This window comes from Rhodococcus sp. SBT000017, from assembly GCF_003688915.1.
Classification (GTDB): Bacteria; Actinomycetota; Actinomycetes; order Mycobacteriales; family Mycobacteriaceae; genus Rhodococcoides.
This window is the reverse complement of record NZ_REFU01000002.1, coordinates 646,106-666,337: the sequence shown is the minus strand read 5'-3', so window position 1 is coordinate 666,337 and position 20,232 is coordinate 646,106. Positions and strand designations below refer to the sequence as shown.

At 60.6% G+C, this 20,232-nt stretch carries 17 protein-coding genes and 3 pseudogenes; 16 read left to right on the top strand and 4 right to left on the bottom strand.

Annotated features, from left to right (window positions below; genetic code table 11):
• The first annotated feature begins 237 nt into the window (after positions 1-237).
• The 11 genes and pseudogenes from AYK61_RS24265 (at position 238) to AYK61_RS24220 (ending at position 10,173) form a co-directional block, all read left to right on the top strand.
• On the top strand, positions 238-996 hold the full coding sequence (locus tag AYK61_RS24265) for an ABC transporter permease (protein WP_027498258.1): 759 nt from the start codon (positions 238-240) through the stop codon (positions 994-996).
• Positions 997-1,006: 10 nt separating this feature from the next.
• On the top strand, positions 1,007-1,870 hold the full coding sequence (locus AYK61_RS24260; protein WP_027498257.1) for an ABC transporter permease: 864 nt from the start codon (positions 1,007-1,009) through the stop codon (positions 1,868-1,870).
• Between the two features lie 8 nt (positions 1,871-1,878).
• Positions 1,879-2,916 carry an MlaD family protein gene (locus tag AYK61_RS24255; protein WP_048316169.1) on the top strand — a complete coding sequence of 346 codons (1,038 nt, stop codon included), beginning with the start codon at positions 1,879-1,881 and terminating at the stop codon, positions 2,914-2,916.
• Positions 2,913-3,920, top strand: coding sequence for an MlaD family protein (locus AYK61_RS24250; protein WP_027498255.1), 1,008 nt, complete (start codon positions 2,913-2,915; stop codon positions 3,918-3,920). Before AYK61_RS24255 ends, AYK61_RS24250 begins: the two co-directional genes overlap by 4 nt.
• The gene (locus AYK61_RS24245) at positions 3,917-4,912 is read left to right on the top strand and encodes an MlaD family protein (protein WP_121873417.1); all 996 of its coding nucleotides are present in this window, start codon (positions 3,917-3,919) and stop codon (positions 4,910-4,912) included. The genes AYK61_RS24250 and AYK61_RS24245 overlap by 4 nt, the downstream gene beginning before the upstream one ends.
• On the top strand, positions 4,906-5,955 hold the full coding sequence (locus AYK61_RS24240) for an MlaD family protein (RefSeq protein ID WP_027498253.1): 1,050 nt from the start codon (positions 4,906-4,908) through the stop codon (positions 5,953-5,955). The genes AYK61_RS24245 and AYK61_RS24240 overlap by 7 nt, the downstream gene beginning before the upstream one ends.
• Entirely contained in the window at positions 5,955-6,992 is a 1,038-nt protein-coding gene (locus AYK61_RS24235) for an MlaD family protein (RefSeq protein ID WP_032375375.1), read from the top strand. Before AYK61_RS24240 ends, AYK61_RS24235 begins: the two co-directional genes overlap by 1 nt.
• Positions 6,989-7,948 (top strand): MlaD family protein, encoded by a 960-nt coding sequence (locus AYK61_RS24230; RefSeq protein ID WP_027498251.1) that lies wholly within the window; start codon positions 6,989-6,991, stop codon positions 7,946-7,948. Before AYK61_RS24235 ends, AYK61_RS24230 begins: the two co-directional genes overlap by 4 nt.
• Positions 7,949-7,996: 48 nt before the next feature.
• Positions 7,997-8,692 carry a hypothetical protein gene (locus tag AYK61_RS24225; protein WP_027498250.1) on the top strand — a complete coding sequence of 232 codons (696 nt, stop codon included), beginning with the start codon at positions 7,997-7,999 and terminating at the stop codon, positions 8,690-8,692.
• Positions 8,676-8,843 carry a hypothetical protein gene (locus tag AYK61_RS27475; protein ID WP_155288583.1) on the top strand — a complete coding sequence of 56 codons (168 nt, stop codon included), beginning with the start codon at positions 8,676-8,678 and terminating at the stop codon, positions 8,841-8,843. Before AYK61_RS24225 ends, AYK61_RS27475 begins: the two co-directional genes overlap by 17 nt.
• 49 nt (positions 8,844-8,892) lie before the next feature.
• Positions 8,893-10,173, top strand: a pseudogene (locus AYK61_RS24220) (IS3 family transposase).
• Positions 10,174-10,394: 221 nt separating this feature from the next.
• On the opposite strand, the pseudogene AYK61_RS24210 reads toward AYK61_RS24220, so the two are convergent.
• The 4 genes and pseudogenes from AYK61_RS24210 to AYK61_RS24195 form a co-directional block, all read right to left on the bottom strand.
• A pseudogene (locus AYK61_RS24210) lies at positions 10,395-10,761 on the bottom strand (IS30 family transposase); the annotation flags it as partial.
• A 51-nt stretch (positions 10,762-10,812) separates the two neighbouring features.
• On the bottom strand, positions 10,813-12,588 hold the full coding sequence (locus AYK61_RS24205) for an IS481 family transposase (protein WP_045840685.1): 1,776 nt from the start codon (positions 12,586-12,588) through the stop codon (positions 10,813-10,815).
• A 118-nt stretch (positions 12,589-12,706) separates the two neighbouring features.
• Positions 12,707-13,738 (bottom strand): annotated as a pseudogene (locus AYK61_RS24200) (helix-turn-helix domain-containing protein); the annotation flags it as partial.
• 481 nt (positions 13,739-14,219) lie between these two features.
• The gene (locus AYK61_RS24195) at positions 14,220-14,561 is read right to left on the bottom strand and encodes a DUF4873 domain-containing protein (RefSeq protein ID WP_027498244.1); all 342 of its coding nucleotides are present in this window, start codon (positions 14,559-14,561) and stop codon (positions 14,220-14,222) included.
• 132 nt (positions 14,562-14,693) lie between these two features.
• Here AYK61_RS24195 and AYK61_RS24190 point away from each other — a divergent pair, with 132 nt between their 5' ends.
• From AYK61_RS24190 to AYK61_RS24170, 5 genes are all read left to right on the top strand, one after another.
• Entirely contained in the window at positions 14,694-15,662 is a 969-nt protein-coding gene (locus tag AYK61_RS24190; RefSeq protein WP_027498243.1) for a diiron oxygenase, read from the top strand.
• Positions 15,663-15,820: 158 nt separating this feature from the next.
• The gene (locus tag AYK61_RS24185; protein WP_027498242.1) at positions 15,821-17,335 is read left to right on the top strand and encodes an NAD(P)/FAD-dependent oxidoreductase; all 1,515 of its coding nucleotides are present in this window, start codon (positions 15,821-15,823) and stop codon (positions 17,333-17,335) included.
• 39 nt (positions 17,336-17,374) lie between these two features.
• On the top strand, positions 17,375-18,244 hold the full coding sequence (locus AYK61_RS24180) for an SDR family oxidoreductase (protein WP_027498241.1): 870 nt from the start codon (positions 17,375-17,377) through the stop codon (positions 18,242-18,244).
• A complete protein-coding gene (locus AYK61_RS24175) occupies positions 18,241-19,311 on the top strand; it encodes a ferredoxin--NADP reductase (RefSeq protein WP_027498240.1) in 1,071 nt (356 codons plus the stop codon). Before AYK61_RS24180 ends, AYK61_RS24175 begins: the two co-directional genes overlap by 4 nt.
• Positions 19,301-20,224: an alpha/beta fold hydrolase gene (locus AYK61_RS24170; protein ID WP_027498239.1), complete on the top strand. Its 924-nt coding sequence runs from the start codon at positions 19,301-19,303 to the stop codon at positions 20,222-20,224. The genes AYK61_RS24175 and AYK61_RS24170 overlap by 11 nt, the downstream gene beginning before the upstream one ends.
• Positions 20,225-20,232: the final 8 nt, after the last annotated feature.

The following is a 20,232-nucleotide window of genomic DNA, read 5'->3' as shown; positions in this document are numbered from 1 at the left end:
AGTGGAAGATCGCTCCCGGCTCGATCCGGGTCAAGGCTCTAAATCGAGATGGCTCCGTTCACTTGGGGACACGCCAACCTCTCAGGTGATTAATCCGACGGGGATTACCCGAAACCATGTACCAGGTACTGCACGTACCTGATACTGTGCGAACACCTTATCGCGACGAGCTGCGCAGACAGAAGAGGAGAGACCGGTATCTATACAGAAATTGCTGGTCGAGCGACAGCCAGTCTTGTGACCTTTGGAAATTCGATTGCCCTCGCCGGCCAGGCATTGCGGTGGGCCGTGCGCGATATTGTCACCGGACGGTTTCCGTTTCGGGAGTTTGTCACACAGACGTGGTTCGTCATCACCGTAACGACGTTGCCAGCGATCCTGGTCGCGATCCCGTTCGGCGTTATCGTCTCGGTGCAGGTCGGAAGTCTAACCCAGCAGGTCGGGGCCACATCTATCGCCGGAGCCGCCGGTGGACTCGGGATCATTCAGCAGGGGGCACCGATCGTCACCGCGCTCCTGCTCGGTGGTGCGGCAGGGTCGGCCATCGCCTCTGACCTTGGCGCACGCACCGTCCGTGAAGAAATCGATGCCATGGAGACGCTCGGACTAAATTCGACACGTCGACTCGTCGCACCTCGATTCGTCGCGGTTCTCATCGTCGCTCCGATGTTATGCATGCTCATCGTGTTTACCGGTCTCGTGGCCGGCTACATCCTTAGCGTCAACGTCCAGGGCATCACGCCGGGGAGCTACGTCGCATCGTTCGCATCGTTCGCATCATCGGCGGACATCCTTGTAGCGCTGATCAAGTCAGTGGTGTTCGGTCTCGTGGTCGTGACAATCGCGTGTCATCGGGGCCTGTCCACGAAAGGTGGCCCCAAAGGTGTGGCCACATCTGTCAACGCCACCGTGGTCCTAGGGGTAGTGGCGTGCTTCGTCATCAACGTGTTCATCACCCAACTGACCATCATGTTCGTCCCGCAGACCATCGGATGACGGAGAACACGTGACCGCAGTACCATCCACCCGTTATAGTTTTGTTACTCGTCCGATCGTGCGTGCTGTGACACCCCTCGCTGAGGTCCCCGCGCAGCTCGGGCACATTACAACATTCACCATCGACACCGTCGCCGGAATTCGGCACGTCGCAACCACCTATCGACGACAGACGTTTTTATTCATACAGGAGTTTGCCTGGGGACGAGGCGCTGTACTGGTCGGCGGGGGTACCGCGATCGTGCTTGTGATTCTCGGAATGGCTGTCGGGGCGTCCATCGGCATCCAGGGCTACGCCTCGCTAGACCTGGTCGGGATGGGGTCTCTTACGGGATTCATTTCGTCATACGCCAACACTCGAGAGTTGGCACCGATGATCGCCGCGATCGGTTTCGCAGCCCAGGCCGGCTGTCGCCTCACTGCGGAAATAGGTTCGATGCGTATCGCCGAAGAGATCGATGCGCTCGAGTCGATGGCGGTGCGGCCGATTCCGTACATCGTCAGCACGCGTGTGGTCGCGGCGATCACTACCATCATCCCCCTCTACATCGTAACGCTGATACTCAGTTTCGGCGCGGCCAAGCTGGTCGTCATCCTTTTACACGGCCAGTCGGGTGGCACCTATGACTTCTATTTCGATGCGTTCCTCAAACCGCAGGATTTGGCGTTCTCAGTAATCAAGGTCCTCGTTTTCGTGGTGTCGGTCGTCATCATCCACAGCTACCAGGGTTACTACGCCAGCGGCGGAGCAGAAGGCGTCGGCCGCGCGTCTGGTCGAGCGATCCGCAGCAGTCTCATCATCATCGTCGTGGAGGACATGATCTTAACCCTGTTGATGTGGGGTTTCGATTCGGGCGTCAAGATTTCGGGCTAGGAGTTCAAGTGGCTGTATTTCAAGATCCATCAGGACGCGCGCCCTCACTGGCGAACTTGACCCTGCGCGGGATCGGGGTTCTCGTCGTAGTGACGGTTGCCGGCTATCTTCTGGCGGGCAACGCGACCGGAAAATATGAAGACAACACGACAGTGACGATCACCACCGACGCGGTTGGTGACGGGTTGAAGGGCGGATCGGAGGTGAAGTATCGGGGCTTCACGGTGGGCAAGGTGTCCTCGGTGTCGGGGCGCGACCAAAGTGTAAATGTGAAAATCGAGCTCACCGGAGTGAACGACGACATCCGGTTGCGTCAGGGCATGGCCGTGAATTACACGTCCGCCAGCGCGCTGGGGCCGACGGCACTGGAGATTGTCGACCCCGGGCGGGGAGTCCTCATCCGTGATGGCGGCAGCGTCTATGTGAGCAAGCTGCAGTCCGAACACACTTCGGTATCGACCCTGATTCGAAAACTCTCGAAGCTGGTCGATGCTCTCGATCAGCCGGCGTTCAATTCTGTGGTGAAGTTTGTCGTCGATGATTCCCAAACGTTTGCCGATGCCGGCCAGCTCATGTTCCAGATCGCGCAGCTCACTCGGGACGTTCAACAGCGGCCAGTGGGCCAGGATTTGGCGATCGCGGCAGACCTGTCCCAGGGCGTTGCCGACTTCATGACGCCGTTCGTTCCGGGCATCCTCATAAACGTCGACGTCGCTGACTTCTTCGCCACCGACGAGGCCATCAATCAGGCCACAGGCAACCTCAACAGCACCGGCGAGGTTCTGTTCGGGGGACTGGGAGGACTGTTGAGCGAAAACTACCCGGCGTTGAGTTCGGTACTGGACGTCGGCCTCGATCTGGCGAGGCCGGTCGCCAGATCGGCATCGGGACTCGCGCAGACCATTTACACCATCCCGCAGATCCTGGACAGCATCGACAACGCCACGCCGCAAGTCGGCGAGCGAGTACAACTTCAGGTCGCCCTGGTAGTGCAGACGTCACCTGCGCTGCAGAGCGCGCTTGCAGCAGGAGGACCAAGAAGATGAAGCTCAAGTCGTTAATTCCCACCATCGTCAAGATCGTCGCGTTCGCCGCAGTCATCGGCGTTCTCACCTACGTGATCATCGCCATCCTCGAACCCAGCTCGGACGGAGCGAGTTCTGAACGGTCTGCGGTCTTCTCCGATGCATCTGGGCTCAAGCCTCGCGACGGTGTGCGTTTGGCGGGAGTAAAGGTCGGTTATGTGACGGCGATCGGCCTGAAAGGGCCCACCGCGGTCGTTCATTTCCAACTGAACAACGACGTCGCGATCACGTCGAGCACCACCGCCGCCGTGCGTTATCAGAATCTTCTCGGACAGCGATATGTCGAATTGATCGGTGCGGCACAGGGAAAGACACAGGGGGCGGCGCTCACACAGGTGGCACTCGACAAGACCGTTCCCTCATTTGATGTGTCCACCTTGTTCAACGGGTTCAAGCCGGTGTTCGACACGCTTAACGCCGACGAGATCAATGAACTGCAGTCCAACTTGTTGCGCGTTGCTCAAGGTGATGGGAGGGGTATATCGCCTGTTCTGGAGCAGGTCGCCAACATCACCGCCTACGGGGACCAGCGGTCTGAGATCATCACGAATATCGTGACGAGTCTCGGCCAGGTCTCCGACCAACTCGAAGGCCGCTCGGCGCAGCTGGTCGAACTCGTCGACCAGCTGGGATCGATCGTCGACGCCTTCAGCCGCGTGAGTGACCGGTTGCGGGAGTCGCTGGGCGAGGTCAACCGGTCCATGGAGAAAACTGTCATCGCCGGGGAGCAACTTGACTCAACGTACGACCAGAGTTTCGCGACGATCTATCAGCGTCTGGCGCGAGAACCCGGGGAGTTGGAGGGGCTGCTGAATGGCGCGGTACTGCTCAAGCCCCTTATGGACTCGCTGAACGCTTCGACGAATTCCACGCCGAGTGAGGCACGATGTTCGAAAGGCCTTCTGCCCCTGCCGGATACAGCCACGATTGCGCTTATGGGGCAACGATTGGTGGTGTGTAAGTGAGGTTGTTCAGTCGAAATCGACCGCATCACCAGTCCGAACGCAGACGCGACCTCATCGTCGCCGCTGTGGTGGTGGTGACCGTGGTGGTCGGTCTGGTAATCGCCGGGACCGTGTATATCGCACCGCCCGGCCAAAAGGTGTACTCGGCTCAACTGGTCAACACCGGAGGGCTGGAGTCGGGTGATCAGGTGCGTATAGCGGGGATAAGACAGGGAACGGTGTCGTCGGTGGACCTCGCGGGAACGTTTATCACAGTCGAATTTCGACTCGACGACTCAGTGCCAGTCCGTTCGGATGCCACCGCAGCGGTTCGCCTGATCACGCCGATCGGCGGGCGAGTTCTCGATCTGGACCCAGGGTCAGGACCGACCTCGCTGTCGGGGGCGATCCCCCTTGTTCAGACATCGAGTACTTACGACATTTCGGACACGCTCGAGACGACGACGCCGGTGTTCCGCGATGTAAAGGGCGTCGATCTCCGTCAGACTGCGTCGCTGCTGCAGAATGCGTTCTCCGACGGCAACACAAACATTCCCGACGCACTGAGGAACACCAGCAGTTTGATGGAACTCTTAGAGCGACAGTACGGTCAGCTCGACAAAGCGGTCGCTCTATCCGATGAATACGTCCACGCTTTCGCCGATCAAAAACAGGTGCTGGTCGACTTTCTCCGTCAACTCAGCTTCCTTGCCAGTACGCTGGGACCTGATATCGATAACGTCCGCGGCGGGTTCGACCTTCTCAGTCGTCTGTTCAAACTTCTCACGAGGCCGCTCGTGGCTTACAGCGATGGAATCGAACCGTCTGTCCAACAATACAAGACGCTCCTCGACAAGGTGTCGTCAGAGCTGCCAGGCTACTCCGATGCCCTGGCCCAGGTTGATCAGATCACTCAGCGCCTCGGCGTCCTCCTCCAGGCGCCGGTCGGTGCGTCGACTACCACAGAACCAGAGGTTCGTGTGTGCATTCCGAGTGGTGACGACAAATGTTGACTACATGGATCCGAAGACTGTTGCTCCTGATCGCCGTGGTGGTTGTGGTGGTCGCTAGTGTGGAAATAGGGGGGAGGGTGTCCGACGACACGCGCTCCCTGTGTGCCGAGTTCACCGACGCATCGGGCCTCTTCGAAGGCAACACAGTAGCCATGCTCGGCAAGAAGATAGGCAGCGTCGTCGGGGTGCACCAGAATAGTGATCAGTCCGGTGTAAGGATCGACATGCGGATCGACAAGAGCGTTCCGCTGCCCGCCGACGTCGGCGCGACTCTGGTGTCGACATCCATCGTGACCGAACGTCAAATCGAGTTCACCAAGCCGTACTCTGATGGAGCCCGATACGAGACGGATCAGTGCATTCCGTTGAGTAAGACGAGAACCCCGCTGGGAATCAGTCAGACGCTCGACTCGATCAGCAACTTGTCCGAGGACCTGGTCAAGGACAACGGCAGGAACACCGACGCGATCTTGCAGTCCCTCGAGCTCGTCTCCCGCAATCTAGAAGGAACGCAGGGTGACGTGGCCGGGATCATCAAGGACTCAGCCACGCTCATCGACGACCCGGCAAAGCGGGATATGCAGATTCGCAGCATCGTCGGGAACCTCGCCGCACTGACGGGGGTGGCAACCGAGAACGACAAAGAGGTGACCGCCCTCTTCGACAACTTCGTAGGTGCCATCGAGGTCATCATCGCGTTCGGCCAGACCTTCGGCTCGGCAGTCGAGTACGCGGGGACGTTCGTTCCGATCCTCTCGAGGTTCGCAACAGATTTCGGTCCCCCGATATTCGCGATCGGTGATGCTGCCGTTCCGCTCATCGCCGACATGGGAGAGCAGCCGGACATGGTGGTAGCGATCGCAGCCCGCACGGCAGACCTCATCGTGAAACACCCCGATGCCAAGTCAATTGTGCAGGCGTTCGCAGTGTCGCTGCCTTTGCGAAGCCTGGTCGGTGGCTGCGCCGCGCCGGTGGCAAACGGAGTCTGCGGGTCCAGCGATGTATCGAGGACGATCGCAGGGATGATGGGGGGAGGGGCCTGATGATCTCGGTCAATCGCGCATGCCTCGGACCCATGGTGGTCGCACTGATGGCAACGATAGTTTTCGTGACATCGTGTGGGATCAACGCCGACAATCCGCCGACGATAGCGACCTCCGACGCGGACGGTTACGACATCCAGATGGAGTTCACCAGCGCACTCAACTTGCCTGCCCTCGCAAAAGTTCTCTCGGGGGGAATCAGCGTCGGGTTCGTCGAAGATGTCACGTACGAGAACGGGCATGCGGTCGTGAAAGCTCGCATCGACAACACGACTCAGCTGCCGGGGGAATCGCGGGCTGAGCTGCGTCAGGACACTCTCCTTGGTGAGATCTACGTTGCCATCCTTCCCCCAGCCGAGCCGTCGACGGGTGCCTTGCTGCGGTCGGGTTCGGTGATCCCGTTGGCACGGACCGAGCCGGCAGCAAATGTCGAGGACGTCATGCGCGGGATGTCGAATGTCCTCGGGGGCGGTGAGCTCGACAAGATCCACACCGCGATCTCGACATTGAACACCACGTTCCCCAAGGACTTGCAGCAATTCGACGCCCTATACCAGACAACGCTGGAGACCGTCTCGGAGGTCTCCTCGAATACCGACAAACTCGACGTAGTGTTGAGGTCGGCGGATCAGACTCTGAAAGTGATCTTGGACGATCCGTCGGGAATCGACCGGATGCTGACCAAGGGCGGACGCAACTTTTCTGGCCTCGGCTACTCCCTGATCGAGGTCGCGTTACTCATCGCCAACTTGCGTGATTTCGCAGTGTCCGCGGGCAGGATCGTGGATCCGGAGTACTTACGGATAAAGGAGTCAGTGGCCGGGATCGCCCCGGTGATCGATTCGATCGCCAACTCCGACATCTACTCGAAGTCCGTCACGGAGCAGGCAACGAGCGTCATCCGCGACAAACTCATTCCATTCGTGCGGTCGCCCGACATTAACCTCTCGGACATCTCCATCGATGGTCGGGACCTAGCGCGGCGTGACGCCGAATCCTTCGTAACCGTGTTGAGATCAATCGGAATGATGCCGTGAACCGCAGCAGCACGCTCATATCGATACTGGCTCTCGCCGTCGTGTTCGTCGTAGGGCTCGGCTACCTCGTCGTCGGCGTGGCACACATCAACCCCACCCGCTCCGAGTACTCCTTAACCGCCATCATCGACAGCTCAGGCGGTCTGCTGGACACATCGCCGGTGATGGTGCGGGGGGTACCCGTCGGAAAGGTGTCCTCGATCAACGTCGCGGATTCGGCAATTAAGGTCGAGATGACGATTGATTCCGACCACAAGATCCCCCAGGACAGCGAGATGTCTATCCAGAATCTGTCGCTCGCGGGGGAACAGTACATCAACTTCGTGCCCGCGGGCACGGCAACCGGTGGGTACTTCGATAACGGAGACGTGGTGCCCGCGGACGCGGTGCACGTGTCGCAATCGGTTCCCCAGGTGTTGCCAAAGTTGGCTGCAGTGGCAGATGGGCTCGACCCGGAATCGATCGAGTCCATCAACAAGACCGTCGCCGAGGCCGTCGCCGGACGGCAGGACGACCTCGACACGATCGGCGACATGATGCACCGTGTAGTCGATTTCGTCGGCAAAGATGGGTCCGTCCGGGTGACCGCAGACAACGCCGAGTTCCTGCTCGGCCTCTTGGCCGATGCCGGGGACGTCCTCAGTACGGCATCTGTACGCACCCCTGACGCCGTGAACGGGCTGGCGCGGATTCAACGGGCGTTCATCAGGTTCACAACCACCTCGTACGACAAGTGGCCTCCCGTGTTGAAGCTTGTGGAAAAGCTCAACGGCTATATTCAGATCCTGCAGCCGGATCTGCTGACGATCACCCGGGCGGTGAAACCGGCGACCGAGAAAGTTGCCGACACATACGTCGACTTCGGGTCGATCGGCGACCTCCTCGGCCGGACTTTCCCGGCGTCGCGACCAGGTCGCGCCGAGGTCCCCGTCACCGTGTCGCCGCCACTACGGTGACGCCCCGTCCGCAAGCGACTGTCACCGTTATTACACAGAAGGTCCCACATGACAAATGACGACCGAACGAAACCGCACCCCGAGCCCACTGAAGTCGAGGACAGCGCGGCCGCAGCGACGCCGGATGGCGATCTACTGATGGACGAAAACGCCCCAGCCGCGTCCGCCGTAGCCACGGCTGGGGCTGGAGACAGCGACGTCGACCCCCCCTCGCCAGGTGGGCACCGCTGGTCAGCATCGCCGCGATCACGTGCCGTGGTGGTTTCGGCCGTGATCGTGGTGCTCGCTGTGCTGGCCGGCGTGTTCGCCTACCTCTACCTCGAGGCCGACGAAGCGAAGTCGGTATTGGAAAACGACGCCGCGCAACGGGCCGCCGCGGCGAAGGCCGCCTCGGATTACACGACCAGATCCCTGACCTACAGCTACCAGAACACCGACGCCTTTTTCGCGGCAGTCAAAGAGGACGCGGGTGAGGCTCTAGTCAAGCGGTACGACGAGGTTCGGCCGACGCTGACCCAGATTATCCAGCAGGCCCAGGTGCAGGCGTCGGGACGCGTTCTGGCCACCAGCGTCACCGGTGAAACCGGTGACGCCGACGGAGAATACACGGTGATGGTCTTCGCGAGCCAGAAGACGCAGAACGTGCAGAATCCACAACCGAGTGAACTGCCGACATTGTTGAAGGTGGTCGTGACGAAAACCGCCCAGGGCTGGCAGATTCAGGACTATGGCCCAGCTGAATGAGACGGCTGCTCCGCAGAAGGAGTTCCACGAAGAGCAAGATGCAGGACGGTACTCATTCTTCGACGCGGTCGCAGATGTCGGCGGGGTCGACGCCGGTGAGGAGTTGGGTGATCTCTTCGGGTGGCGGGTGCCCCCTCGATCGGGTCAGTGATCCGTCCCGGTGTTTCCGGAGGGTTCGTCTCAGGGAAAGATGAAACCTCATGGCAGCAGGATCGAAGCGGTACTCGGCGGAGTTGAAGAAGGATGCCGTCGACATGGTGGCTCGGTTGGTGGCGCAGGGCGATACCGAGTGGGCGGCGATGCGCAAGACCGCGGATTTGCTCGGTGTGGGCGCCGCTGAGACCGTTCGTCAGTGGGTTCGGAAGGTACCCGTCGACGGCCCGGGCAGCACTGTCGAGTTACGTGCCGACGCCGAGGTCATCAGGAAGTTGCGTCAGGAGAACGCCGAACTCAAACGGGCCAACGGGATACTCAAGGCGGCGTCAGCTTTTTTCGCGGCCGAAATCGACCGGCCACACCGATAATTGTGGACTTCATCGGCACTCACCAGGGAAACCGGGTGGGTGCCGATGGTCTTGTCTGGGGTGTCGACTCGATGTGCACGGTGCTCTCCGAGCACGGTATGCACATCGCCCCGTCCACGTACTACGACCATGTCACTCGGGTGCCGTGTGCCCGAATACTGTCCGATGCACATGTCATCGATGCCATTCACATGCTCCGGACGCGGCAACCGCTCGCACGGGTTCTCGGTTCGCGGAAGACCTGGATTATGTTGCGCAGCAGCGGTATCGAGGTAGCTCGATGTACCGTCGAACGACTAATGCGGGAAATGAGGTGGCACGGTGCGCTCAAAAAGAAAGCGGGTCCGCACCACCGTCGCCGATCCGACCCACCCGCGGGCCGAGGATCTGGTGAAGCGCCGGTTCACCGCGGTGGCACCGAACCGGCTGTGGGTCGCCGATTTCACCTAATGCCGCACGATGTCGGGGTGGGCGTTCACGGCGTTCGTCGTCGATGTGTTCGCCCGGAAGATCGTCGGGTGGAAGGTCGCATCGGAGATGACCACCAGCCTCGTCGACACCGCCATCACTAACGCGATTGATTCCCGAAAACGTTCTGGTGTAACTGCTTTGAGTAATCTGATCCACCACAGTGGCGCTGGATCCCAGTACACGGCGATCGCATTCGGGCAGCGTTTGGCGCAGGAGGGCATCGCGGCGTCGATCGGAACGGTCGGCGACAGTTACGACAATGCCCTTGCCGAATCGGTGAACGCCGACTACAAGAATGAGCTCGTCGACAACGGCCCTCGCTTCCCCGGTGCCGCGGAATTGTCGTTGGCCACCGCACAGTGGGTCGCGTTCTACAACCGCGAACGCCCCCACAGCTACTGCCACGACCTCACGCCCGACCACGCCGAGCAACTCCACTACGATCGCACGCGCACCCTCAATCCGGAGGAGGCACTCACGCAGTGAGCCCTCCGGAAATGCCGGGACGGATCACAGTTTGCGAGTGGTCGAACACCGACAGAATCGGGAATGTCGGGATTTTGCAGGCCTCCTCGCCGTGCCGACGGTCGAAGACACAGCGATGGTCACCACGGCGCTGAAGACGGCGTTGCGGCGACGAGATCACGGTGGACACCGCGTCGGCTCAGGGCTCATCCATCACAGCGATGCCGGCAGTCAGGGCGGATTTAACCTGTCGTCGCAACACAGTGCCGTGAAGCCGAGTTCATCTGCTCTGCAAGCACTTCCGCTGGGGTTCGCCACCCAAGTGTTTTGCGCGGGCGGTTGTTGAGTGCATCCGTCACGGCCTGAACGTCACTTCGACGGTATCGAGCGAGATCGGTTCCCTTCGGAAAGTATTGTCGCAACAATCCATTGGTGTTTTCGTTCGTTCCCTGCTGCCAGGGGCTGTACGGGTCGCAGAAGTACACACGGATCCCGGTTTCTGCGGTCAACTCCGCATGACGTGCAAGCTCCGCCGCGGTCCCAGGTCACCGATCTGCGCAGGTGCTCCGGCAGCGGTGTCATCGCAGCCTGGAGTGCATCGCAGACCGACTGACATGTATGGGCCCAGGACATCTTTGACCGATTGTCATCGACACATCGTTACCCGCTTCTGGGGCGGTGGGCGTTGAAGTTCCGAATGGGTTTGGTTGAGGTTCGCGCGTAGACGCCGAGCTCGGTGGTTCCGTCGAGGACCCGAAAGTAGTTGTCTTCGACCACGACAGTCACGATGGTTCCGGCATGGGTACGGCCGACCTTGAGCAGCTGACCGGTCACCATGACCCGGCCGTCTTTCGGGACGCGTCGCTGTACGGTCTGCGGTCCGGCCGGCGGCGGCGCGGGCAACGTTCCCGTAGCTTCCCGTGCGCCGGTCAGACCCGCGAGCTGGCTGGCATCGAGCGGGTTCGGCAGTGTCGCGAGCAGGACGTTGTCGACACTGGCGTGGATCAGCCCTGAGGCGATTCGCAGCGTCACTCGTGTTCCCGCTCTGTCGGCTCCGAGGTGAAGTCGGTGACCGGCGAGGATGACGGTTCCGTCTCGTCCTGCGGTTCGGTCGACCTCGATCGGTCTCGGTTTGGTGGGCAGGACTGCGGTGTCTACTGCCGCTGTTGCCGGAGATGGTCGGCCCTGGCGTGTGCCGCGCATGGCGAGGCGTTCGAGGTCGGTGTGGGTCAGTCGCGAGCGCACTGTCTTGATCACGGTGTCGTCGAGGATGACATGAATGCTGACCAGGTCGATCCACAGGGTGACGGTCCGTCCGGCGTGGTTGCTTCCGATCCACAATTGTTGCGCTCCAGCGACATTGGTCACGCCGCTCGGTGGTACCTGGGTGTCGAGCTCGATTGCACTGCTGCTTCTTTCACGGCCCACCGTTGTCAGGCTGGAGCTTGCAGCGGTGAGAGTTGATGACGAATCGGACTGGCCGTTGTCGGTTGTTCCGTCGTGATGCTCGTGGTGGGCTCGCGCACGGAACAAACTCGCGGGTGTTGCCATGTCCAGACTCTGGTGGGGCCGCAGGGTGTTGTAGGCGTGCACCCATTCGTCGAGGGCGGCTTGGGCAGCAGCGATGTCGGCGAATGCGCCTGCCTCATCGAGGAATTCACGACGAAGGGTTCTGTGGAATCGTTCGATCTTGCCAGTTGTGGTGGGTGAATGGCGTCGGGTCAGTCGTGCGGTGATCCCGAATTCTCGGCATGTTCGCTCGAACAGCACTTCGGCCGGCAGCGGCCGAGTGTGTTTACCGGTGAATTGTTTCCCGTTGTCGGTGAGTACCTCGAACGGCGAACCCCACTTGTGGATGGCAGCGATGAATGCTTCACATACTGCGTTCCCGGAGGGGTGCTCGAGGACGGTTGCGGTCACGATGAATCGTGAGTGGTCGTCGATTCCGGTCAGCATTTTGCACTCGCGTCCGCCGACGAGGAACATTCCGCCGACGAGGTCGAGCTGCCATAGGTGCATCGGCGCTTCGCGCTGCCAACGTTTGTAGACTCGTTTATGTTGTTGCTCTTGATGATTGACCAAGCCGTTGCGGACGAGCGTTCGGTGGACGGTCGCGCGAGATGGGGTTCGGTCTCCGATTTCTTTGCTTAGCTCGAAGCAGATGCGGCGTGCGCCCCACCGCCGGTGATGTCGTCGCATCTCGCAGATGAGGGCTTCGATGTCGGGCTGGATACGGTTCGGGCTCGCATGCGGTCGTCTCGACGAGTCGACAAGTCCGTCGATACCCGAGTTTTCGTATCGCTTGCGCCACGCTGTGACGGTCTGTCTGGAGACGCCGAATCGCTCGGCGACGTCGCTGACCGGTGAGCCGTCGTTGACCTCGGTAATTGCTCGGAAAGCGGACCTGGACAGTGAGTCGTTCGGCGATGTTGGCATCGGATTCGAGGGGCTGAGGGGAAGGCACACCCAACGATCACCAAAGCTGGTGAAGCGTCAGATATGTGCCGATGACGTTCCGTCAAAGATGTGTTGAACCTTTACACGTCACCGACTCCGATCCGTAACCGGACAACGCCGGCCTGTTCTTCACCGGGGGCGCATCCCCGTACCCATCCTTACGTGGCAGATGCAGCAACGTGGTGAATCTGCTGGTGCGTTCGACAAGCGTACCCACTGTGGACCTGCCCAGCCCGATGATCAGACCTCCTTCCCAATGCCCTGGCGTTTTGCGATCAGCGACTTCGTCTGGCCGCGAGCCGATGGTGACGTCATCGGTGATGAATCCGGTGCGGAGCTTCTTCGCTCGCGCCCTCGGCTCGCGCAATGCTCGTCCGGTGCGCAGGCACGCCACCAACTCTCTATCCTGCGCTCCACGTCCTTCGATGCAGAGGGATTGGTAGATCGCTTCGTGGGAAATGCGCATCGACTCGTCGTCCGGGAAGTCGATCGGCAGGCGGTTGGCGACCTGTGCCGGGCTCATGCGCTGGCCCATCGTCGGTCCGCTCTCCGTGCCTTGTTGCGTCCCTTCCACGATGCGAACGGGCCGACAACCTCACCGTTTTCGTCGCGGATCACGCCCGAGAGCACTTCCTGTACGTACTCTCGAAGAGGTTCGTGTTCAACGAGTTTGGCTACCTTGGGTCGCCTTGCCGCAAGATCGGCTTCCATTGCGCCACTGATGTGCGGTACTCGACCTTGCCGCCGCGGGTGGCAGCGTTGCGGCGGAGTTCTCGCGAGATCGTCGACGGTGATCGCCCCGATCTGGTCTGCGATATCTCGCATGCTCATACCGTTCGCGCGAAGCAGGGCAATCTCCTCACGTTCGTGAAGGTCAGATACCTCCCCGTGGGCGGGGCCAAGTCAATCGGCGGCATACCTCCAGCGTGACGGAACCACCGTGAACCCACCGGCCCCGACACGCCGCAAGCGGTGCCGCGTCTTCACTGGTCAACCCCAACGCGATCTGCGCCCAGAACTCGCGTTCGAGATCTCGGCGTACCGGCGGACGACCCGGAGATTTCATCACCGCCCGCCCAGTCAACGTCGCCGCCCATTCTGGTGGTCGTCCCATCGAAACACCCTCCATCCCTTGAGGTGTTGCGTCGACCGGTTGAACCTGGTCAGTACACGTCGATCGCGTTCGCGGGAACGCTTGCGCTCGAGGGGATTGCGGCACCGATCGGCAGCGTCGGGGATGTGTAAGACAATGCGTTGGCCGAGAGCACAATTGGGTTGTTCAAGACCGAGGGAGTATCGAAGAGAGGCCCGTTCCTGAACGGCCCGCTAAAGACCATCGACGATGTCGAGTTCGCCACGATGGGATGGGTCGACTGGTTCAACCAACGCCGCCTCCCACAGCACCCTCGACTACCTCACACCAGACGAATTCGAGAAGGCCTACCACAGTCAAGAATCGGCTCTCCGCCCGGAGATGTTGCAAGCGTAGGAGCGGCAAGAAACCCGGGACGGTTCACTGACACGGCGCGCCGTCTGGTGGCGTTGCTTCACCCGCCTGGGCGCTATCGGACTGGATGCTGGGGAACGACCCAGGGCGCAAAGCGGGTCGGTCAACCCTGATGTTCACTCTCTGCTATCGACTCAACTTCCTCGAGCGTGGTGGGGATGTGGTACGGCGGTCTGCTCGTGCCCGAGATGCGATAGCGGTCCCAGAAATCAGGGTCGCCCACGACGCACTCGGCGCGTCCCTCTGGTGTCGCAAAGACGGCAACCGTGCGCCTTCCCGAGAGGGCGGCGTGGAGCGCATCATTCTTGTCGATCCTTCCGTACCAGGTGTATAAGCCGTTGAGGGGCTGGAAATAGCCTTTGATCTTCACCCCGACAGCAATCTCCTTGCCACGGCACACCAAGGTGCCCTCGCCGGAGTAGTCGAGATCGTGGTCGTCAGACACGCAAGGCTCACTTTCTTCACATCAAACATTGACAAAAGAACGCATTGGCGCAGACACTATCAGTATCTGGTACCCGGAGTACGGGTATGAAGTCGAGACTCAGCTCGGCCCGGAACGCAACGGAGGTGTCACATGACCGTTCAAAATGTGGAGACCAAGCCCGACGTCTCAACGGAAGGCGCTGCGCGTGTCAGCGCCCGCAAGCCCGTCGACATGCAGAGATCTGCCGGCCGACTGCTGCGGGCGGCGGCCGAAAAATTCTATGACGCGGAGATCGACATCGATTGGGACTCACCCTGGGAGGAAGGAAAGTACTACCTGCCAGAGCATCGGGTCTCGCTCTACGGCACCAAGCTGTGGGAGAGAATGAGCGACGAGCAAAAGGCGGAACTCGGGCGCCACGAAATCGTCAGCATCCTCAGCTTCGGTATCTACGCGGAGAATCTGCTCAGCTCGGCGCTGCTCCGAACATCCGCCAAAGGCGCCCTGACAGATCAAAGGTCCCTCTACGCCCTTAACGAGATCGGCGACGAGGCACGTCACTCGACGATGTTCGCCCGACTGATCAACAAGACGGGCCTGGCACCGTACAAGTTGCCGAAGGGGTTCTTGAGCATCGCGAAGATCTTGCACTTTGTGCCTCTCGGCCCGTCCGTGTCCGGCGCGACTCTGCTCATCGAGGAGATCCTCGACCGCGCTCAGCGCGAGGCGATGAATGACCCGAAAATGCAGCCGCAGCTGCGCCAGCTCATGAAGATCCACGTTCTCGAAGAGGCCCGTCACATCACGTTCGCGCGGCTGGAAATGGTGGAAGGGATGCAGCGTCGCGGACGCATCTCGCGCGCCTGGCATAGAGGCACGTTGGCGGCCATTGCGAACTTTGCATACCCGTTGCTCATCAATCCGAAGGTATATCCCGATGTCGGAATCAGCCGTCTGCGCGGCCTGTGGGCGCAGCAGACGAGCCCGAACTATCGCGTCAACTTGCAGTTCATGTCCGAGCCGATGATCCGATTCTTCCACGAGGCCGGAATGATGGAGGGGAAGTTCACGATGGCGATGTGGCGCGCAACGCGCAGCCTGCCCGACGATCTGCGCTAACACGCCCGGCCCGGTCCGCGCGTCCCACAGCCCATTCCTCGACCCCACGACCGGATTCCTCGGTTCGTGGGCTTGGGCGGATGACATTCCCACACCTGCCACGCGTCACGGCGCGCCGTGCGGGTCCGTTTTCTGCATTCGATCAGGAGATTTTCACAATGCCGTCCTCCAACGCCAAGTCCGCCGCCACGGCGACAGACCCGGGAATAACCGAGCCCATCACTACCAAAGTTCTCATCATCGGCAGCGGCTTCTCTGGCCTCGGTATGGCCGTCCAGCTCCGCCGACGCGGGTACAGTGATTTCATCGTTCTAGAAAAGGCCGACTCCGTCGGTGGGACGTGGCGCGACAACACCTATCCGGGATGCGCGTGCGACGTACCGTCACTGATGTACTCCTACTCGTTCGAGAGTCGCGGTAGCTGGTCGAAGGTGTGGTCCTCGCAGCCCGAAATCGAGCAGTACCTGAAAGATATCTCCAACAAGCGTGGTGTCACTCAGAAGATCCACTTCGGGCAGAAGTTGGTCTCCGGATACTGGAGCGAGTCCGAATCTCGGTGGCACCTGCGTACCGAGTCGGGCCGGGAGTACGTCGCGCAGTACATCGTGTCCGGTGTCGGCGCTCTGCACATCCCGAATTTTCCGAATATCCCCGGAATCGACGAGTTCGCCGGTCAGGCGTTCCATTCGGCACAGTGGGACCACACGGTGGATCTCCAGGGCAAGCGGGTGGCCGTCATTGGCACCGGTGCCAGCGCGATTCAGTTCGTGCCGTTCGTGCAGAAGGACGCCGGCACACTCACGGTCTTCCAGCGAACCCCGGCTTGGGTACTTCCACGCAAGAACTTCGCGGTGCCGCCGGTACTTCGGACGCTGCTCAGCAAGATCCCCATTACTCGCCGCCTCGCTCGGTGGTCGGTCTACTGGGGCGCAGAGAGCCTGGCCTTCGGGCTCAACGGCCACTCCAACCTTATGCGACCAATCGAAAAGGTGGCGAAATGGAACATCGAGCGTTCTATCACCGACCCCGAGCTACGCCGGAAGCTGATGCCGTCCTACCGCATCGGATGCAAGCGCATCCTGGGATCGAACGACTACTACCCTGCGCTCGCCGCCCCCAACACGACAGTGATCAGCGATCGGATCGAAAAGATCACTGCCGATTCGATCGTCACCCCTGACGGCGTGTCACACCCTGTGGATGTGATCATTTACGCCACAGGGTTCCATGTCACGGACGGGTTCGATCAACTCGCGCTCAAGGGCGCTCGGGGCGAGGACTTGCCGTCGCACTGGCACCGGACGGGCATCAATACCCACCTCGGCATCACCACCGAGGGCTTCCCGAACCTGTTCTTCCTGCTCGGACCTAACACGGGTCTTGGGCACAACTCTGTCGTGTTCATGATCGAGCAGCAGATCAAGTACATCATGAAGGCCATCGACGCCGTCGACAGTCGAGGTGCGGAGCGTGTTGATGTGCGGGCCGAGGTTCAAGAACACTTCAACAAGAGCATCCAACACAAGCTCGCCAAGGGCGTGTGGACCAACGGCGGATGTACGAGTTGGTATCTGGACTCGCAAGGTGTCAACCGTACGGTGTGGCCCGGGTTCACCTGGCAGTACTGGCGAGCGACGAAAGACTTCGAGCCCGCCGAGTACGAGATCGCCTGACAATCCAACCGTAGGTCATCGAGAAGTGAGTATCCGACAGTGAGTAGTTCGACAGCAGGCAATTACGCGACCCAGGTCGCAGTCGTCACGGGAGCCGCCTCAGGGATCGGTCGGTCCCTTGCCCTCCAACTGGCCGAACGCGGGGCCAGCCTTGCCTTGTCCGACGTCGACGAAGTGCATCTCGAGGAGACGGCGGACATGTGCCGTACCGCGCATCGTGCGACCGTGGAGACCGCGGTGTTGGACGTGGCAGATCGTGCTGCGTTCCAGGTTTACGCAGAGAGCGTGCAGTCGTCTTTCGGGCGCGTCAACATGGTGTTCAACAATGCCGGCGTCGCCCTCGGCGCCGACGTTGTCGACATGTCCTGGGAGGATTTCGACTGGCTGATGGGCATCAACTTCGGTGGTGTCGTCAACGGGACCAAGGCGTTCCTGCCTTATCTGATCGCCTCTGGTGATGGTCATCTGGTAAACACCTCCAGCGTCTTCGGTCTGGTCGGGATCCCCAGTCAAAGCGCTTACAACGCCGCGAAGTTCGGTGTGCGTGGCTTCACCGAAGCGCTTCGGCAAGAGATGAAAATCAGTCGGCATCCGGTCACGGTGACATGCGTTCACCCCGGCGGCGTCAAGACTAATATCGTCAACAACGCTCGTGGTGTATCCGATATGGGGGCAGATACCGCCACCATTGCCTCGATGTTCAACAACATCGCCAGGACCACTCCGGAGAAAGCTGCGTGCGCCATCCTCAAGGGAATGGACAAGAAGAAGCCCCGAGTGCTGATCGGCGCAGACGCACGTGGCTTCGACTTTGTCGCACGCGTTGTCGGTCCGCGCTACCAGGACATCTCTGCGCCTGTCACACGCGCGGGCTACGCCTTGGCTCGTAAGCGGGGGATCATCAAATGACCCTCGAACAGGAGAATCGGCCGGGCACCACCGCGCGATCGCGAACGCTGACCGTGTCGGAGGTCGTGCAGGAGACCAAGGACTCCGTGAGCATCGCCTTCGAAGTGCCTGACGAGATCGTCGACGATTTCAAGCATCTACCCGGGCAGTTCATTACGTTGAAGATCCCGTCCGACCAGACGGGCCACGTCGCACGATGCTACTCGCTGAGCAGTTCGCCTCATGTCGATGACTTCCGCCTCGAGATCGGGGTGAAGCGCACCGCTGGGGGGTATGCGTCGAACTGGTTGTGTGACAACGTTTCCATCGGCATGGAGGTGACCGTCCTCACGCCATCGGGAAAGTTTACCGCTAAGAGCCTCGACGTCGACTTGCTCTTCTTCGCTGGCGGAAGCGGCATCACTCCGGTTCTGTCGCTGGTGCAGTCGGCTCTGGTGTCGGGCAGTGGGGAAGTTGTCCTGTTCTACGCAAACCGTGACTCCGATTCGATCATGTACAAGTGCCGGCTTGAGCAGATTAGATCTGAATTCGCCGAGCGGTTCACTTTGGTTGACTGGCTTGAGTCGGAGAACGGGATTCCCACATCAGAGGCTGTAGAAAAGATTATTCGTGAACACAAGGGATCGGCAATTTTCACCTGCGGGCCTTCCCCTTTCATGGATCTTGTGGAAAGCTCTGCCGCCGCATGCGGAGTGGATCATTCGGATGTACATCGAGAGGTATTCCAGTCGCTGACGGGTGACCCGTTCGACACCGCAACACTGCGTCGACTCAGTGACGACGAGGGTGTAGCTACGGCCACGGTTTACCTGAACGGAGAGTGCATCACCACGGAGTGGCCACGTAACACGCCTCTGCTCGATGTGCTGCTCTCGCGAGGGCACAATGCACCGTACTCGTGCCGAGAGGGCGCATGCAGCGCGTGTGTGTGCAAGCTCATCGATGGCGATGTCGAGATGGTGCAGAACAACATCCTCGTAGACGACGACATTGAGGACGGCGAGCGACTCGCGTGCCAGGCACTTCCGCTCACCGACGCTGTGACGGTGAGTTTCGATGACCTCTGACTCCTCGAAAGCTGGCCTATTGTCGCGGCGGTCGCGGGAGGTTCTCTCCAGTGACGGCACGAGGCTGTTTGTCGAGGAGTACGGGCTCGGTGATGATGCGCCGCTGCTGGTGTTCAGCCACGGGTGGGCTTGCCAAGGTCGGTTCTGGAGACCTCAGATCGAGCACTTCGCCACCACACACCGTGTGGTGGTGTATGACCAACGAGGGCATGGCTGGAGCGACCGGGGTCGCGCGCCCTTCTCTTCGTCGGTGCTCGGCGACGATCTCGAGGCTGTCTTGCGCGCTGTCGTCACGTCTAATCGTAAGGCATTGGTGACCGGTCATAGTATGGGCGGGATGTCCATCATGGGTTGGGCTGCCGAGCACCCGGAGTCGGTGCCCGTCTTATCCCGTGGTGCCGTCTTGGCGAGTACCGGCCCCTCGCAGTTGGTGAGTAAATCGACGCTAATTGGGTCGCCACGTCGATTCCGCGCCTCACTGGAGCGGGCATTCGCAGCCGGGCTCGCCACCGCGGGACCGGAGATGCTTGACACTCGCTTCAACCGACGGTTGGTGAAATACGGGACGATGGGTCCACACGCGCCAGCAGACGTTGTGGCTGAGTGTTCCGACATAGTACTGCGGTGCCCCCCTGCGGTTCGGGGAATGTGGGGCAGGGTCCTGGCCACCATCGATGTGAGCAAAGGAATCGACTCACTTACGGTTCCGACGACCGTGATCGTGGGCTCGGCCGACAAGTTGACACCCGCGGTTCATTCCATTGATCTCGCCGACCGACTGCAGCAGCGCCGCCGGTTGCATGAGTTCGTGGCGTTGCCACAGATCGGTCACATGATCAACATGGAGGCACCAAACTATTTCAACGAAGCAGCGGCCCGATTGGACGCAGCCACGGTAGGCGATGGCTTTTGAACCGTCGA

Excerpts from the sequence above, each read along its gene's own strand:
- AYK61_RS27475 (WP_155288583.1), top strand. The coding sequence starts at position 8,676 with ATGGCCCAGCTGAATGAGACGGCTGCTCCGCAGAAGGAGTTCCACGAA.
- AYK61_RS24235 (WP_032375375.1), top strand. The coding sequence starts at position 5,955 with ATGATCTCGGTCAATCGCGCATGCCTCGGACCCATGGTGGTCGCACTG.
- AYK61_RS24185 (WP_027498242.1), top strand. The coding sequence starts at position 15,821 with ATGCCGTCCTCCAACGCCAAGTCCGCCGCCACGGCGACAGACCCGGGA.
- AYK61_RS24175 (WP_027498240.1), top strand. The coding sequence starts at position 18,241 with ATGACCCTCGAACAGGAGAATCGGCCGGGCACCACCGCGCGATCGCGA.
- AYK61_RS24250 (WP_027498255.1), top strand. The coding sequence starts at position 2,913 with ATGAAGCTCAAGTCGTTAATTCCCACCATCGTCAAGATCGTCGCGTTC.
- AYK61_RS24170 (WP_027498239.1), top strand. The coding sequence starts at position 19,301 with ATGACCTCTGACTCCTCGAAAGCTGGCCTATTGTCGCGGCGGTCGCGG.
- AYK61_RS24225 (WP_027498250.1), top strand. The coding sequence starts at position 7,997 with ATGACAAATGACGACCGAACGAAACCGCACCCCGAGCCCACTGAAGTC.
- AYK61_RS24205 (WP_045840685.1), bottom strand. The coding sequence starts at position 12,588 with ATGCCAACATCGCCGAACGACTCACTGTCCAGGTCCGCTTTCCGAGCA.
- AYK61_RS24240 (WP_027498253.1), top strand. The coding sequence starts at position 4,906 with ATGTTGACTACATGGATCCGAAGACTGTTGCTCCTGATCGCCGTGGTG.
- AYK61_RS24190 (WP_027498243.1), top strand. The coding sequence starts at position 14,694 with ATGACCGTTCAAAATGTGGAGACCAAGCCCGACGTCTCAACGGAAGGC.